This window comes from Pseudomonas sp. S2_C03 (assembly GCF_054668405.1).
The window spans coordinates 5,445,898-5,461,533 of the sequence record NZ_CP162766.1; the positions used below are offsets into that span (position 1 = coordinate 5,445,898).

The 15,636-nt window shown below is 57.3% G+C and carries 15 protein-coding genes; 12 read left to right on the top strand and 3 right to left on the bottom strand.

The features are described from left to right. Window positions 1-27: 27 nt before the first annotated feature. From AB4N64_RS25045 to AB4N64_RS25055, 3 genes are all read right to left on the bottom strand, one after another. Entirely contained in the window at window positions 28-2,463 is a 2,436-nt protein-coding gene (locus AB4N64_RS25045) for a TonB-dependent siderophore receptor (protein ID WP_460119506.1), read from the bottom strand. 120 nt (window positions 2,464-2,583) lie between these two features. Next, entirely contained in the window at window positions 2,584-3,552 is a 969-nt protein-coding gene (locus AB4N64_RS25050; RefSeq protein ID WP_460119507.1) for a FecR domain-containing protein, read from the bottom strand. Further along, window positions 3,525-4,031 carry a sigma-70 family RNA polymerase sigma factor gene (locus AB4N64_RS25055; RefSeq protein ID WP_460119509.1) on the bottom strand — a complete coding sequence of 169 codons (507 nt, stop codon included), beginning with the start codon at window positions 4,029-4,031 and terminating at the stop codon, window positions 3,525-3,527. Before AB4N64_RS25055 ends, AB4N64_RS25050 begins: the two co-directional genes overlap by 28 nt. Window positions 4,032-4,610: 579 nt before the next feature. Between AB4N64_RS25055 and mnmG the strand changes: the two genes are divergently transcribed. The 12 genes from mnmG to atpD all read left to right on the top strand — a co-directional run bounded on the left by mnmG (window position 4,611) and on the right by atpD (window position 15,634). After that, the gene (gene mnmG / locus AB4N64_RS25060) at window positions 4,611-6,503 is read left to right on the top strand and encodes a tRNA uridine-5-carboxymethylaminomethyl(34) synthesis enzyme MnmG (protein ID WP_460119511.1); all 1,893 of its coding nucleotides are present in this window, start codon (window positions 4,611-4,613) and stop codon (window positions 6,501-6,503) included. Further along, window positions 6,500-7,144 carry a 16S rRNA (guanine(527)-N(7))-methyltransferase RsmG gene (gene rsmG, locus AB4N64_RS25065; RefSeq protein WP_460119513.1) on the top strand — a complete coding sequence of 215 codons (645 nt, stop codon included), beginning with the start codon at window positions 6,500-6,502 and terminating at the stop codon, window positions 7,142-7,144. The genes mnmG and rsmG overlap by 4 nt, the downstream gene beginning before the upstream one ends. An 18-nt stretch (window positions 7,145-7,162) precedes the next feature. Beyond that, window positions 7,163-7,960, top strand: coding sequence for a ParA family protein (locus AB4N64_RS25070; protein ID WP_460119515.1), 798 nt, complete (start codon window positions 7,163-7,165; stop codon window positions 7,958-7,960). Window positions 7,961-7,969: 9 nt separating this feature from the next. Then, window positions 7,970-8,842 carry a ParB/RepB/Spo0J family partition protein gene (locus AB4N64_RS25075; protein WP_460119517.1) on the top strand — a complete coding sequence of 291 codons (873 nt, stop codon included), beginning with the start codon at window positions 7,970-7,972 and terminating at the stop codon, window positions 8,840-8,842. Between the two features lie 148 nt (window positions 8,843-8,990). Further along, window positions 8,991-9,398 (top strand): F0F1 ATP synthase subunit I, encoded by a 408-nt coding sequence (locus AB4N64_RS25080; RefSeq protein ID WP_460119518.1) that lies wholly within the window; start codon window positions 8,991-8,993, stop codon window positions 9,396-9,398. 16 nt (window positions 9,399-9,414) lie between these two features. Further along, on the top strand, window positions 9,415-10,284 hold the full coding sequence (gene atpB / locus AB4N64_RS25085; protein WP_460119520.1) for a F0F1 ATP synthase subunit A: 870 nt from the start codon (window positions 9,415-9,417) through the stop codon (window positions 10,282-10,284). Between the two features lie 133 nt (window positions 10,285-10,417). Next, entirely contained in the window at window positions 10,418-10,675 is a 258-nt protein-coding gene (atpE, locus tag AB4N64_RS25090; RefSeq protein WP_003097235.1) for a F0F1 ATP synthase subunit C, read from the top strand. 58 nt (window positions 10,676-10,733) lie between these two features. Beyond that, entirely contained in the window at window positions 10,734-11,204 is a 471-nt protein-coding gene (locus AB4N64_RS25095; protein ID WP_056854267.1) for a F0F1 ATP synthase subunit B, read from the top strand. Between the two features lie 12 nt (window positions 11,205-11,216). Continuing rightward, window positions 11,217-11,753: a F0F1 ATP synthase subunit delta gene (locus AB4N64_RS25100; protein ID WP_460119522.1), complete on the top strand. Its 537-nt coding sequence runs from the start codon at window positions 11,217-11,219 to the stop codon at window positions 11,751-11,753. A 21-nt stretch (window positions 11,754-11,774) separates the two neighbouring features. Beyond that, a complete protein-coding gene (gene atpA, locus AB4N64_RS25105) occupies window positions 11,775-13,319 on the top strand; it encodes a F0F1 ATP synthase subunit alpha (RefSeq protein ID WP_460119524.1) in 1,545 nt (514 codons plus the stop codon). A gap of 50 nt (window positions 13,320-13,369) precedes the next feature. Next, the gene (atpG, locus tag AB4N64_RS25110; RefSeq protein WP_085716116.1) at window positions 13,370-14,230 is read left to right on the top strand and encodes a F0F1 ATP synthase subunit gamma; all 861 of its coding nucleotides are present in this window, start codon (window positions 13,370-13,372) and stop codon (window positions 14,228-14,230) included. 27 nt (window positions 14,231-14,257) lie between these two features. After that, window positions 14,258-15,634 (top strand): F0F1 ATP synthase subunit beta, encoded by a 1,377-nt coding sequence (gene atpD, locus AB4N64_RS25115; RefSeq protein ID WP_217829080.1) that lies wholly within the window; start codon window positions 14,258-14,260, stop codon window positions 15,632-15,634. Window positions 15,635-15,636 lie beyond the last annotated feature (2 nt).

A 15,636-nucleotide genomic window follows, 5' to 3' on the forward strand; every position in this document is an offset into this window, starting at 1 on the left:
GGGAAACTTATCCACAGCCCTTCAACGTTACCAGTTATAGGACACCGTACCCAGCAAGGTGCGATCCTCACCCCAGTAGCAGCGGCCGGCATCGTTACAGCCTGATACGTATTCCTTGTCGAACAGGTTTTTCGCGTTCAGGTCGACGCTCCAGTAGCTGTCGATCTGATAACCGACCGCCGCGTCGACCAGGGTAACGTCGCCGGCATCGAGCTTTCCATACAAGGTCGGTGCCGTGTAGGCGAACGCGCTGTCAAAGTAGCGCACGCCGCCCCCAACGTAGAACCCTTTCAGGCCACCCTCCAGGAAACGGTATTTAGCCCAGGCCGAGGCTTGATTGCGCGGCACGCCCGTCATTTGGTGACCTTCGACCAACGAGGCAGCGGCATCTTTGGTAATCCGTGCATCTGTGTACGTGTAGGCGGCCGTGACGTTCAGATTAGGGGTCAGGTTGCTGTTGAGTTCCAGCTCCACGCCCTTGGACCGACTTTCGCCCACCTGGCGATAGGTCGAGGTGGTGGCGTCCAGATAGGTGTCATCCTTCTTGCGCAGGTCGTACACCGAAGCGGTGAACGCTGTATCCCAACCCGCCGGCTCGTATTTGAGACCGACTTCATACTGGCTGCTGGTGATCGGGTCCAGTGGCTGGCCGGAGTTGGAAATCTGCTGTACCGGGACAAAGGCTGTGGAATAACTGACGTAGGGCGTAAGGCCATTGTCGAACTGGTACATCACGCCGCCCTGGTAGGTGAACTTCTTATCCACAGAGCTGATGTTTACGCCGCGGGCGACCTTGTCACGGAAATCACTGTCGACCCAGTCCTGCCGACCGCCCAGCAAGAACAGCCAGTGGTCATATTTGCTCTGGATCTGTGCATAAACACCTTTCATCTGCTGTTCAAGCAAAGTGTTCTGCACGGCAATTGGTGTTGTCGGATCACGCAGGTAAACCGGGTTGTAGACATCGATCGGGCCGACCAACCCTGCATTCCAGTCCTGGTTGAACGAGGTGCGGTCAAAGCTGCCGCCAAACAGCACGGTGTTTTCCAGGCCACCCACCTGGAACTTGCCTTCGAGCTGGTTATCCAGCGAGTAAACCATCGACTTGTTGAAGCGATCGTAGGCGGTCATGTTCACGCGCGTGCCAAACCCGGCGTTGTTCAGGTTGCCCGGCCAGGTTTCATGACGGTTGATGCGCGATTGCATGTAACGCGAGTTCTGCCGGAACTGCCAGTCATCGTTAAAGCTATGGCTGAACTCGTAGCCGACGCTCCAGGTTTCCCTTTCGAAGGTGTTCCAGTCCGGATCCCCCAGCATCGTGTCCTTGTCCAGTTTGCCGTTGGGGTTCTTCAACAGAGTACCGGCAGCGGGCAGGCCCAGCTCCATGTTGGTGTGATCCTTCTGGTAATTGGCCAGCAGTGTCAGCGTGTTGTAGTCATCGAAATTCAGGGTCAGGGATGGTGCGATGTAGATCCGGTCGTCCGGCACGTGCTTGGTCTGGGTATCCGAATTGCGTCCAAGCATCACCAACCGGCCCAGCACATTGTCGTTTTCGGTCAGTGGCCCGGAAACATCGATGCCCAATTGCCGCCGGTTGTTGGAACCGTAACCCAGTTGCACCTCGCCTTGCGGAGCGGAAGTCGGGCGCTTGCTCACCAGGTTGACCAGGCCGCCCGGCGCGTTTTCGCCATAAAGCAATGACGAAGGGCCGCGGAAGACCTCAACACGTTCAAGGCCATAGGGTTCGGTGGTGGTGTCATAACGGTTGCCTTGCACGCGCAGGCCGTCGCGCAGCAGGCCGTAGCCGTAGTCTGTAGCGTTGAAACCCCGAATGAAGAACAGATCCCCAGCCAGGCTGTCACCGGCCGCGAACGGCGGCGCGAAAATACCGGGCACGTAACCCAGGACCTCGGTCAGGGTCTGGGACTTTTGATCTTTCATGCGCTGGGCGGTGACGACCGAGATCGAGCGCGGGGTTTGCGATAGCGGCGTGCTTGTTTTGCTCCCCACCCGACTGTTGTTGGCCTTGTACCCTGTGTCTGCGGCGTAATCGAGGTTCATCTCGTTCGGCTGCTGGCCATTGATGTTGGTGGTGCCGAGTACCAAGGGACCGCTGTCGGGGACCGTTTGCAGGATGTAGCTGCCCGGCGCCTGGGGCACGGCCTGCAATCCGGAACCTTGCAACAGAACGGAGAAGCCCTGTTCCACCGGATAACTGCCGGACAGGCCCTGCGTACGCAAGTTGGCAGTCTGCTGTGGGGAAAACGAGAGAATCACGTTGGCCACGGAAGCGAACTCGCTCAGGGCTTTATCCAGCGGGCCAGCCCCGATGGCGTAACGCTGGGTGGCATCGGCGGCCATGATAGGGGGGACGAACAGCGCGCTCGTGGCGGCGCTGCTCATCAGCAAACTGTAGGCAATGCAATGGGGAGTGAAACGCTTACGCAAGTGAGGAAGTCGCATGGGTAGTCAAAGCCCTGAAGGTGGCAAATGCCGCGTTGAACCGCGATTACCTGTAGGGCCGTTACAGGGAAAAAAAGATAACCCTGTAGTGAACAAATTTTCGTGCATAGCGCAAACCGCTTAACCGACCTGCTTGATCGATACCCAGTACCGCGTGAAATAACTGACGCTGACCGGTAATGATGCTTTCAGGTTGGCCAGCACCGCTTCGGTTGAGTCCAGGCGGAATGTCCCGGAGACCCGCAGGCGTGCCGCGCGCTCATCGCAATGCAAGACCCCGGGGCGGTAACGGCCCAGTTCTGCGATCACATTCCCCAGCGGTGCATCGAGGACGATCAATTGACCGTTGATCCAGGCGGCATCGGTGGAGCGATAGGGATGAATCGCACCGATGCGATGGCTGTCGAAGTCCACGCCTTCACCGGCCACCAACACTTGGGAATGCTTGGGCTGGTCGTATGGCTGGATGCTGACCCGGTCTTCAAGCACCCCGATCCGCGAGGAGCCGGATAACTGGCGCACTGAAAAACGGGTGCCCAGGGCCCTGATACGACCTTCGCGGGTGTCGACAAAAAACGGTCGCTGGTCGCCCTGCTTGCCGGTGCGGACCAGGATTTCCCCTTCGCGCAAACGGATCAGGCGCTGCTCTCCGTCGAACAGCACATCAATGGCGGTGCCGGTATTGAGGTGAATCTGACTGCCGTCGGCCAGCTCGATCTTGCGCCGCTGCCCGACCTTGGTCCGGTAGTCCGCCCAGATGTTGCCCACAGAGGTGTGTTGCTGGACGTTCCAGCCCAGGTAACCGGTGCCGGCGAGGATCAACAGCAGTTTGAGCACCTGGCGGCGTTGTTGTGTCGAGGACAATGCCCGCCGGGACAGGTCCCGGGGCAGGCTGCCGAGATGACGTTGAACCTGTTCCATCTGGTTCCAGGCAGCCAGATGCGCCGGGCTGCTGTCGACCCAGTGTTGCCATGCCTGACGCTGGGCCGCCGTGGGCGGTTCGGATTGAAATTGCACGTACCAAGTGGCGGCAGCTTCGAAGACTTTGCGGTCGGGGATCATCAGCGTGCCGCCATGATCATCGAGCATTCGGTCAGTGCGCGGACCATGTGTTTTTTCACGGTGGTCAGGGACACCTTCAGCTGATTGGCGATCTGTTGATAAGTCAGCCCCTCGATCTGCGACAACATGAAGATTCGCTGTGCCCGGGCCCCCAGGTTAGCGAGGGCTTTATCCACAGCGACCAGGGTTTCAATAATCAGCACCTTGTCTTCCTCGCTGATGGCTGTCGCTTCCGGTCGTTCTGCCAGGGTTTGCAGATAAGCCACCTCGATTGCGCGCCGGCGATAGCGGTCAATCACCAGCCCGCGTGCCACGGTTGCCAGGTAATCCCTGGGTTCAAGAATCTGGCTGGCGTCTCGTGAGCCAAGTAGGCGCACGAACGTATCGTGCGCCACGTCGGCCGCATCGCAGGCGTCATGCAGTTTCCCCTTCAACCATCCATACAGCCACGAATGGTGCTGCACATAGATGCGCTCGATTGCTGCGGTGTGAGGTGGCATGGACATAAAGGGAAGAGGAGGGTGGCTTAATGATAATGGCTATTATTAGCTTTTGTTACACCTCCTCACAATACCCTGCATTCAACCTCGTGCTCCTCGATCCCCAGAAGTACACGTGCCTTTGGCAGTGAGGGCATGACTGCCATCTGAATGTGGCCACCTCTGAGCGATTTCTGTGGATTAAGCCCTGTGAATAACCGCGCCTGAGGGCCGTTGATAACAGGCCTCGAAAGCTGAACATAAACCCCTCTGTGGATAAACACCACTTTAATCCACAGGCTTAAACCGGTTATCCAAGGCCCTCCTTCGCACATGGACACAGGGTTATAAATCTCTGTACACCATGTGATATAAGGCCTTCATAAATCTATCCACAGATTTGATGGTCACTAAGAATAAACATAAAAACAAAGATTTAATAAATTTCTCTCTTTTTAATTTCTATAACTCCGACTTCTCCACAGCTGGTTAAATTTTGTGCAAAGGGTTCTTTAGAGAAGGCGAAGTCCCTATACTTGTCGACCAGGTTCAGAAACCTGTCCCAATTTTCCTGAATTACCTACTTAAGCAGGCACGAGGTGCGTGGTGGATTTCCCTTCCCGTTTTGAAGTGATCGTCATCGGCGGCGGTCATGCCGGTACCGAGGCAGCACTGGCCTCAGCACGCATGGGTGTGAAAACCCTGTTGCTGACGCATAACGTGGAAACCCTCGGTGCCATGAGCTGCAACCCCGCCATCGGAGGGATTGGCAAAAGCCATCTGGTCAAGGAAATCGATGCCCTCGGCGGCGCGATGGCTCTGGCTACCGACAAAGGCGGTATCCAGTTCCGTGTATTGAACAGCCGCAAAGGTCCTGCAGTGCGTGCAACCCGCGCCCAGGCCGATCGCGTTCTCTACAAGGCGGCCATTCGCGAGATCCTGGAAAACCAGCCCAACCTGTGGATATTTCAACAGGCTGCCGACGATCTGATCGTCGAACAGGATCAGGTGCGCGGTGTCGTGACCCAAATGGGCCTGCGTTTCCTCGCGGACTCGGTGGTGTTGACCACTGGCACTTTTCTGGGCGGACTTATCCACATCGGGATGCAGAATTTTTCCGGCGGCCGCGCCGGCGATCCGCCGTCGATTGCCCTGGCACACCGCTTACGCGAACTGCCCTTGCGAGTTGGTCGCCTCAAAACCGGTACGCCCCCGCGCATTGACGCGCGGTCTGTGGATTTCTCGGTCATGACCGAGCAGGCTGGCGACACGCCGATTCCGGTCATGTCGTTCATGGGTTCCAAGGAACTGCATCCACAGCAGATCAGTTGCTGGATTACCCACACCAATGCCCGGACTCACGAAATCATCGCGGCCAACCTTGATCGCTCGCCGATGTATTCCGGGGTGATCGAAGGGATTGGCCCGCGTTATTGCCCGTCGATTGAAGACAAGATCCATCGCTTTGCCGACAAGGAAAGCCATCAGGTCTTCATCGAGCCGGAAGGCTTGACCACCAATGAGCTGTACCCGAACGGGATATCCACATCGCTGCCATTCGACGTGCAATTGCAGATTGTCCAGTCGATCCGCGGCATGGAAAACGCGCACATCGTGCGTCCGGGCTATGCGATTGAATACGACTACTTCGATCCACGGGATTTGAAATACAGCCTGGAAACCAAAGTCATCGGCGGCCTGTTCTTTGCCGGGCAGATCAACGGCACCACTGGTTACGAAGAAGCCGGCGCCCAGGGGCTGCTGGCCGGAACCAACGCTGCGCTGCGCGCACAGGGCAAAGAAGCCTGGTGCCCTCGCCGCGATGAAGCCTACATCGGCGTACTTGTTGACGACCTGATTACCCTTGGCACCCAAGAGCCGTACCGCATGTTCACTTCCCGCGCCGAATACCGCCTCATCCTGCGGGAAGACAACGCGGACCTGCGCCTGACTGAAAAAGGTCGTGAACTGGGTCTGATCGATGACGCCCGCTGGACGGCTTTCTGCGAAAAACGTGAAGGCATCGAGCGAGAAGAGCAGCGTCTGAAAAGCACCTGGGTCCGGCCAAACACTGAACAAGGCGATGCGATTGCCGAAAAGTTCGGCACCCCGCTGACCCACGAATACAACCTGCTCAACCTCTTGAGTCGTCCGGAAATCGACTACGCTGGGCTGGTCGCAGTGACCGGCGGGGGCGCAGAAGATCCACAGGTTGCCGAACAGGTCGAAATCAAGACCAAGTACGCCGGTTACATTGACCGTCAACAGGATGAAATTGCCCGTTTGCGCGCCAGTGAAGACACGAAACTGCCTGTGGATATCGATTACACGAGCATTTCCGGGCTGTCCAAGGAAATCCAGAGCAAGTTGGGCGCTACCCGCCCTGAAACGCTCGGCCAGGCATCACGTATCCCCGGCGTTACCCCGGCTGCGATTTCGCTGTTGATGATTCATTTGAAAAAACGCGGCGCTGGCCGTCAGTTGGAGCAAAGCGCTTGAGTTCGTTGGTCACCTCGAAACACGCCGAAGAGTTATCCACAGGCGCTCGCCAGCTCGGTGTTGCCTTGACAGAAACCCAGCACGCGCAGCTGCTGGGCTATCTGGCCCTGTTGATCAAATGGAACAAGGCCTACAACCTGACTGCGGTACGCGATCCGGACGAGATGGTGTCGCGTCATCTGCTCGATAGCTTGAGCGTGATGTCATTCATCGAAAACGGGCGCTGGCTCGACGTGGGCAGTGGCGGCGGCATGCCGGGTATACCGTTGGCCATCCTGTTTCCGCAGGCGCAAGTCACTTGTCTGGACAGCAACGGCAAGAAAACCCGCTTCCTGACCCAAGTCAAACTCGAGCTCAAGCTGGACAACCTGCAAGTTATCCACAGTCGCGTCGAAGCCTTCGAGCCTGCCCAGCCATTCAACGGGATTATTTCCCGGGCGTTCAGCAGCATGGAGAACTTCACCGACTGGACCCGCCACCTGGGCGATGCCGATACACGCTGGCTGGCAATGAAGGGCGTTCATCCTGCCGATGAGCTGGTAGCATTGCCGGCAGACTTCCACCTCGATAGCGAACACGCCCTGGCCGTACCCGGTTGCCAAGGCCAACGCCATCTGCTGATACTGCGCCGCACGGCATGATTGGGAACACAAGCAAGAATGGCTAAGGTATTCGCGATTGCGAACCAGAAAGGTGGTGTGGGTAAAACCACCACCTGCATCAACCTCGCAGCTTCCCTGGTCGCTACCAAGCGCAGGGTGCTGTTGATCGATCTCGATCCACAGGGCAACGCCACCATGGGTAGCGGTGTGGATAAACACGGCCTGGAAAACTCGGTCTATGACCTGCTGATCGGTGAATGCGATCTGGCGCAGGCCATCCACTTCTCCGAGCATGGTGGTTATCAGCTCCTGCCGGCCAACCGCGACCTGACTGCCGCTGAAGTGGTTCTGCTGGAAATGCAGATGAAGGAAAGTCGCCTGCGAAGCGCGCTGGCGCCCATTCGTGATAACTACGACTACATTCTCATCGACTGCCCGCCGTCGCTGTCGATGCTGACGTTGAATGCACTGGTCGCCGCTGACGGGGTGATTATCCCCATGCAGTGCGAGTATTTCGCGCTGGAAGGCTTGAGCGACCTTGTGGATAACATCAAGCGCATCGCCGAACTGCTCAACCCTGACCTGAAGGTCGAAGGCTTGCTGCGTACGATGTATGACCCGCGACTGAGTCTGATGAACGATGTTTCCGCTCAGCTCAAGGAGCACTTCGGCGAGCAGCTGTACGACACGGTCATCCCGCGCAACATCCGTCTGGCCGAGGCGCCCAGTTACGGCATGCCTGCGCTGGCGTACGACAAGACATCACGTGGCGCGATTGCCTACCTGGCGCTGGCGGGCGAGATGGTTCGCCGTCAACGCAAAAATCCACGCACCGCCGCTGCCCAGGCAATTTAAGGAATCCCCATGGCCGTCAAGAAACGAGGTCTCGGACGAGGACTGGATGCACTGCTCAGCGGTCCGACTGTCAGTTCGCTGGAAGAACAAGCGGTACAGGCCGATGCGCGTGAATTGCAACATCTGCCCCTGGACCTGATCCAGCGTGGCAAATACCAGCCGCGCCGGGACATGGACCCGCAAGCGCTGGAAGAACTGGCACAGTCGATCAAGAGCCAGGGTGTGATGCAGCCGATCGTGGTGCGTCCTATCGGCAGCGGACGCTTCGAGATCATCGCCGGCGAACGCCGCTGGCGCGCAAGCCAGCAGGCGGGTCAGGAAACCATCCCGGCCATGGTGCGCGATGTGCCGGATGAAACCGCGATCGCCATGGCGCTGATCGAGAACATTCAGCGCGAAGACCTCAATCCGATCGAGGAAGCAGTGGCCCTGCAGCGTTTGCAGCAGGAATTCCAGCTGACTCAGCAGCAGGTTGCCGAAGCCGTGGGCAAGTCCCGGGTCACCGTTGCGAATCTGCTACGCTTGATCGCGTTGCCGGAAGTCATCAAAACCATGCTGTCACACGGCGACCTGGAAATGGGTCATGCGCGTGCTTTGCTGGGATTGCCGGAAAATCAACAGGTTGAAGGGGCGCGACATGTTGTCGCACGAGGGCTGACCGTGCGCCAGACTGAGGCACTGGTACGCCAGTGGCTTAACGGCAAACAGGAGCCTGCGGAACCTGCAAAACAGGATCCCGATATTGCCCGACTCGAGCAGCGCCTGGCCGAGCGCCTAGGCTCTGCGGTGCAGATTCGCCATGGTAAAAAGGGAAAGGGACAGCTGGTGATCGGGTACAACTCCCTCGATGAACTTCAGGGTGTGCTCGCACACATTCGCTGAAACATTTCCTCATGTAGCGCGCAGTCGGAAATCACTACCTGATAGTTGAATAGGGGCTGAACCGCCCCTATACTCTGCGCGCATTTTGTCGGCACAAATTATGCCAAGTTATTGATTTCTGGCAGCCGACCATTGGAGAGCAATAGTGATGGAAAGCCGCACGCCAAACCGCTTGCCGTTCCATCGACTGGCAGTTTTTCCGGTGTTGATGGCTCAGTTTGTCGTCCTGCTGATCGCTGCTCTGGCGCTTTGGCAATGGCGCGGAGTCGTTGCCGGATATTCGGGACTTTGCGGAGGCCTGATAGCCTTGCTGCCCAATGTGTATTTCGCTCACAAGGCATTTCGGTTTTCCGGTGCCCGAGCAGCCCAGTCCATCGTCCGGTCTTTTTATGCCGGCGAGGCAGGCAAACTGATTTTGACGGCAGTGCTGTTTGCACTGGTGTTTGCAGGTGTGAAGCCATTGGCGCCGATTGCAGTATTCGGTGCCTTCGTGCTGACCCAGTCGGTCAGCTGGTTCGCTCCCCTGCTGATGAGAACAAGACTTTCGAGACCTTAGGGCGTTTGAGGCAACCATGGCAGAAACAACCGCTTCGGGCTATATCCAGCACCACTTGCAGAACCTGACTTTCGGTCAGCATCCTACCGGCGGCTGGGGCTTTGCTCACACCGCAGCAGAAGCCAAGGAAATGGGCTTCTGGGCTTTCCACGTCGATACACTCGGCTGGTCGGTCGCTTTGGGTCTGATCTTCGTTCTCCTTTTCCGCATGGCGGCGAAGAAAGCGACTTCCGGTCAACCTGGTGCTCTACAGAACTTCGTTGAAGTATTGGTCGAATTCGTCGATGGCAGCGTGAAAGACAGCTTCCATGGCCGTAGCCCGGTGATTGCACCGCTGGCACTGACCATCTTCGTCTGGGTGTTCCTGATGAACGCCGTCGACCTGGTACCGGTCGACTGGATTCCTCAGTTGGCCATCCTGATCTCCGGTGATGCACACATCCCATTCCGTGCCGTGTCGACCACCGACCCGAACGCGACCCTGGGCATGGCGTTCTCGGTTTTCGCACTGATCATTTTCTACAGCATCAAGGTCAAGGGCATCGGCGGCTTCATCGGCGAACTGACCCTGCACCCGTTCGGCAGCAAGAACATTCTCGTTCAGGCGCTGTTGATCCCGGTGAACTTCCTGCTGGAATTCGTGACTCTGATTGCCAAGCCGATCTCTCTGGCCCTGCGTCTGTTCGGCAACATGTATGCCGGCGAGCTGGTGTTCATTCTGATCGCTGTGATGTTCGGCAGCGGCCTGCTCTGGCTCAGTGGCCTGGGCGTTGTCCTGCAGTGGGCGTGGGCGGTGTTCCACATCCTGATCATCACCCTGCAGGCGTTCATCTTCATGATGCTGACCATCGTCTACCTGTCGATGGCGCACGAAGAAAACCATTAAGGCCAGTTTCGACTAGTCTGATGTCCCTCCCGGTCAAACGGGAGGGGGTCCTTACCGGGCCACTGAAACGATTTGTTTTACCGCTTTAAATTAAAAAAACCTAAACCATACGACGTAAAAGTCGGGAGGAAAGATGGAAACTGTAGTTGGTCTAACCGCTATCGCTGTTGCACTGTTGATCGGCCTGGGCGCACTGGGTACCGCAATTGGTTTCGGCCTGCTGGGCGGCAAATTCCTGGAAGGCGCTGCGCGTCAACCAGAAATGGTTCCAATGCTGCAAGTTAAAATGTTCATCGTTGCCGGTCTGCTCGACGCCGTAACCATGATCGGTGTTGGTATCGCTCTGTTCTTCACCTTTGCGAACCCGTTCGTTGGTCAGATCGCTGGCTAATTACTCGGATCTTCCGGGTAATTTGGTGTGATGGACAACGTAACTGCGAGGTGTTGGCGTGAACATTAATGCGACCCTGATTGGCCAGTCCGTTGCGTTCCTGATTTTTGTACTGTTCTGCATGAAGTTCGTATGGCCTCCGGTCATCGCGGCTCTGCACGAACGTCAAAAGAAGATCGCTGATGGTCTGGACGCTGCCAGCCGAGCAGCTCGCGACCTGGAGTTGGCCCAAGAGAAAGCGGGTCAGCAACTGCGCGAAGCGAAAGCTCAGGCAGCTGAAATCATCGAGCAAGCCAAGAAACGCGGTACCCAGATTGTCGACGAAGCCCGTGAACAGGCTCGCGTCGAAGCTGACCGTGTGAAGGCTCAGGCTCAGGCCGAGATCGAACAGGAACTGAACAGTGTCAAAGACGCGCTGCGTGCCCAAGTGGGTAGCCTGGCCGTTGGTGGTGCTGCGAAGATTCTGGGTGCCACAATCGATCAAAACGCGCACGCAGAGCTGGTTAACCAACTGGCTGCTGAAATCTAAGCGAGGGCGATCATGGCAGAACTGACCACGTTGGCCCGACCTTACGCTAAGGCGGCCTTCGAGCACGCTCAGGCCCACCAGCAACTGGCCAATTGGTCAGCCATGCTCGGCCTGGCAGCAGCGGTGTCGCAAGACGACACCATGCTGCGCGTGCTCAAGGCCCCGCGACTGACGAGCGCAGAAAAGGCCGCCACGTTTATTGACGTGTGTGGCGACAAGTTTGATGTCAAGGCACAGAATTTCATTCACGTCGTTGCCGAAAACGACCGTCTCCCGCTGTTGCCGGAGATCGCCGCTCTGTTTGACCTGTACAAGGCCGAACAAGAGAAGTCGGTAGACGTTGAAGTGACCAGTGCTTTTGCATTGAACCAAGAACAGCAAGACAAACTCGCCACGGTTCTCAGTGCACGACTCAACCGGGAAGTGCGCCTGCAAGTCGAGGAAGACAGCTCCCTTATTGGGGGTGTTGTCATCCGCGCCGGCGACCTGGTTATCGATGGCTCGATTCGCGGCAAAATCGCGAAACTTGCCGAAGCATTGAAATCTTGAGTTTGAAGGGGCAGCAGAGCAATGCAGCAACTCAATCCTTCCGAAATAAGTGAAATTATCAAGGGCCGCATCGACAAGCTCGATGTGACCTCCCAAGCCCGTAACGAAGGCACTGTCGTCAGCGTATCTGACGGCATCGTGCGGATTCACGGTCTGGCCGACGTCATGTACGGCGAGATGATCGAGTTTCCGGGCGGCGTCTACGGTATGGCCCTCAACCTGGAGCAAGACTCCGTAGGTGCCGTTGTTTTGGGTGCTTACCAGTCTCTTGCCGAAGGCATGAGCGCCAAGTGCACTGGCCGCATCCTGCAAGTTCCGGTTGGTAAGGAACTGCTGGGTCGCGTAGTCGACGCACTGGGTAACCCAGTTGACGGCAAAGGTCCGCTGAACAACACCGAGACCGACGCGGTCGAGAAAGTTGCTCCAGGCGTGATCTGGCGTAAATCGGTAGACCAGCCTGTACAGACTGGCTACAAGGCTGTCGATGCCATGATCCCTGTCGGCCGTGGCCAGCGTGAGCTGATCATCGGTGACCGTCAGATCGGTAAAACCGCTCTGGCGATCGACGCGATCATCAACCAGAAAGACAGCGGCATTTTCTGCGTCTACGTCGCGATCGGTCAGAAGCAATCGACCATCGCCAACGTTGTTCGCAAGCTGGAAGAAAACGGCGCCCTGGCCAACACGATCATCGTGGCTGCCAGTGCTTCGGAATCTCCTGCGCTGCAATTCCTGGCTCCGTACGCCGGTTGCACCATGGGCGAATACTTCCGCGACCGCGGTGAAGACGCGCTGATCGTTTATGACGATCTATCCAAGCAAGCAGTGGCTTACCGCCAGATTTCCCTGCTGCTGCGCCGTCCACCAGGCCGTGAAGCTTACCCAGGCGACGTGTTCTATCTCCACTCCCGTCTGCTGGAGCGCGCATCCCGCGTTTCGGAAGAGTACGTTGAGAAGTTCACCAATGGCGCAGTGACCGGCAAAACCGGTTCCCTGACCGCACTGCCGATCATCGAAACCCAGGCTGGCGACGTTTCCGCGTTCGTTCCGACCAACGTGATTTCCATCACCGACGGTCAGATCTTCCTGGAATCGGCCATGTTCAACTCGGGCATCCGCCCTGCAGTGAACGCCGGTGTTTCGGTATCCCGTGTGGGTGGTGCCGCTCAGACCAAGATCATCAAGAAGCTGTCCGGTGGTATCCGTACCGCTCTGGCTCAGTACCGTGAACTGGCGGCATTCGCCCAGTTCGCTTCTGACCTGGACGAAGCGACCCGTAAGCAACTTGAGCATGGTCAGCGCGTTACCGAGCTGATGAAGCAGAAGCAATACGCGCCAATGTCGATCGCCGACATGTCGCTGTCGCTGTATGCCGCTGAGCGCGGGTACCTGACTGACGTCGAAATCACCAAGGTCGGCAGCTTTGAACAAGCGCTGATCGCTTTCTTCAACCGCGATCACGCCGATTTGATGGCGAAGATCAACGTGAAAGGTGACTTCAATGACGAAATCGACGCTGGCCTCAAAGCCGGTATCGAGAAGTTCAAGGCCACCCAAACCTGGTAAGCCGCAGCGGGAGCCGCAAGGCTCCCGCTTGCTAACCTGATAGGTGTTACATGGCAGGCGCAAAAGAGATTCGCAGTAAGATTGCGAGCATCAAAAGCACGCAAAAAATTACCAGCGCCATGGAAAAAGTGGCGGTCAGCAAAATGCGCAAGGCACAAATGCGCATGGCTGCTAGCCGTCCTTATGCGGAGCGTATCCGCCAGGTTATTGGTCATTTGGCCAACGCCAACCCGGAATATCGCCACCCGTTCATGATCGACCGCGAAGTAAAGCGCGTCGGTTATGTCGTGGTGAGCAGTGACCGTGGTCTGTGTGGTGGCTTGAACACCAACCTGTTCAAGGCTCTGGTCAAGGACATGGCGGTAAACCGCGAAAACGGCGTCGAGATCGACCTGTGTGTCGTTGGTAGCAAGGGTGCGGCTTTCTTCCGCAACTTCGGCGGTAACGTCGTTGCAGCTATCAGCCACCTGGGTGAAGAGCCGTCGATCAATGACCTGATCGGCAGCGTCAAGGTGATGCTGGATGCTTATCTGGATGGCCGTATCGATCGCCTGTCCGTGGTGTCCAACAAGTTCGTCAACACCATGACGCAAACGCCTACCGTGGAGCAATTGATTCCACTGGTGGCAACCCCGGATCAGGAACTCAAGCACCACTGGGATTATCTGTACGAACCGGACGCCAAAGAGCTGCTTGACGGCTTGATGGTCCGCTACGTGGAGTCGCAGGTCTACCAGGCGGTGGTCGAGAACAACGCGGCTGAACAAGCTGCGCGGATGATCGCGATGAAGAACGCTACCGACAACGCCGGTGATTTGATCAGCGAATTGCAGCTGGTCTACAACAAGGCGCGTCAGGCTGCGATCACCCAAGAGATCTCGGAAATCGTCGGCGGCGCTGCCGCGGTTTAACGGTTCAAATATTCAGAGGATCCAGCTATGAGTAGCGGACGTATCGTTCAAATCATCGGCGCCGTTATCGACGTGGAATTCCCACGCGACAGCGTACCGAGCATCTACGACGCCTTGAAAGTTCAAGGCGCCGAAACCACTCTGGAAGTTCAGCAGCAGCTGGGCGACGGCGTGGTTCGTACCATTGCGATGGGCTCCACCGAAGGCTTGAAGCGCGGTCTGGACGTCAACAACACTGGCGCAGCCATCTCCGTACCGGTCGGTAAAGCGACCCTGGGCCGGATCATGGACGTACTGGGCAACCCGATCGACGAAGCTGGCCCGATCGACACCGAAGAGCGTTGGGGTATCCACCGCGCTGCGCCGTCGTTCGCAGAGCAGGCAGGCGGCAACGACCTGCTGGAAACCGGTATCAAGGTTATCGACCTGGTTTGCCCGTTCGCCAAGGGTGGTAAGGTTGGTCTGTTCGGTGGTGCCGGTGTAGGCAAAACCGTAAACATGATGGAACTGATCCGTAACATCGCCATCGAGCACAGCGGTTATTCCGTGTTCGCTGGTGTGGGTGAGCGTACTCGTGAGGGTAACGACTTCTACCACGAGATGAAGGATTCCAACGTTCTGGACAAAGTGGCACTGGTCTACGGTCAAATGAACGAGCCGCCGGGAAACCGTCTGCGCGTGGCACTGACCGGCCTGACCATGGCCGAGAAGTTCCGTGACGAAGGTAACGACGTTCTGCTGTTCGTCGACAACATCTACCGTTACACCCTGGCCGGTACTGAAGTATCCGCACTGCTGGGCCGTATGCCTTCGGCAGTAGGTTACCAGCCGACCCTGGCTGAAGAGATGGGCGTGCTGCAAGAGCGCATCACTTCGACCAAGCAAGGTTCGATTACTTCGATCCAGGCCGTATATGTACCAGCGGACGACTTGACTGACCCGTCGCCAGCGACCACCTTCGCCCACTTGGACGCCACCGTCGTACTGTCCCGTGACATCGCTTCCCTGGGTATCTACCCAGCGGTAGATCCACTGGACTCGACTTCGCGTCAACTGGACCCGAACGTGATCGGTAACGACCACTACGAAACTGCTCGTGGTGTTCAGTACGTGCTGCAGCGTTACAAGGAACTGAAGGACATCATTGCGATCCTGGGTATGGACGAGCTGTCGGAAGCCGACAAGCAGTTGGTAAACCGTGCTCGTAAGATCCAGCGTTTCTTGTCGCAGCCGTTCTTCGTGGCTGAAGTCTTCACCGGTGCCTCGGGTAAATACGTTTCCCTGAAAGACACCATTGCTGGCTTCAAAGGCATCCTCAACGGTGACTACGACCACCTGCCAGAACAAGCGTTCTACATGGTTGGCGGCATCGAAGAAGCGATCGAGAAAGCCAAGAAACTGTAATC

Bases quoted from the DNA above. Each gene is read 5' to 3' on its own strand.
- AB4N64_RS25100 (WP_460119522.1), top strand. From the start codon at position 11,217: ATGGCAGAACTGACCACGTTGGCCCGACCTTACGCTAAGGCGGCCTTC.
- atpB (WP_460119520.1), top strand. From the start codon at position 9,415: ATGGCAGAAACAACCGCTTCGGGCTATATCCAGCACCACTTGCAGAAC.
- atpG (WP_085716116.1), top strand. From the start codon at position 13,370: ATGGCAGGCGCAAAAGAGATTCGCAGTAAGATTGCGAGCATCAAAAGC.
- atpA (WP_460119524.1), top strand. From the start codon at position 11,775: ATGCAGCAACTCAATCCTTCCGAAATAAGTGAAATTATCAAGGGCCGC.
- AB4N64_RS25070 (WP_460119515.1), top strand. From the start codon at position 7,163: ATGGCTAAGGTATTCGCGATTGCGAACCAGAAAGGTGGTGTGGGTAAA.
- atpD (WP_217829080.1), top strand. From the start codon at position 14,258: ATGAGTAGCGGACGTATCGTTCAAATCATCGGCGCCGTTATCGACGTG.
- atpE (WP_003097235.1), top strand. From the start codon at position 10,418: ATGGAAACTGTAGTTGGTCTAACCGCTATCGCTGTTGCACTGTTGATC.
- AB4N64_RS25055 (WP_460119509.1), bottom strand. From the start codon at position 4,031: ATGTCCATGCCACCTCACACCGCAGCAATCGAGCGCATCTATGTGCAG.
- AB4N64_RS25050 (WP_460119507.1), bottom strand. From the start codon at position 3,552: ATGCTCGATGATCATGGCGGCACGCTGATGATCCCCGACCGCAAAGTC.
- AB4N64_RS25075 (WP_460119517.1), top strand. From the start codon at position 7,970: ATGGCCGTCAAGAAACGAGGTCTCGGACGAGGACTGGATGCACTGCTC.
- AB4N64_RS25080 (WP_460119518.1), top strand. From the start codon at position 8,991: ATGGAAAGCCGCACGCCAAACCGCTTGCCGTTCCATCGACTGGCAGTT.
- AB4N64_RS25045 (WP_460119506.1), bottom strand. From the start codon at position 2,463: ATGCGACTTCCTCACTTGCGTAAGCGTTTCACTCCCCATTGCATTGCC.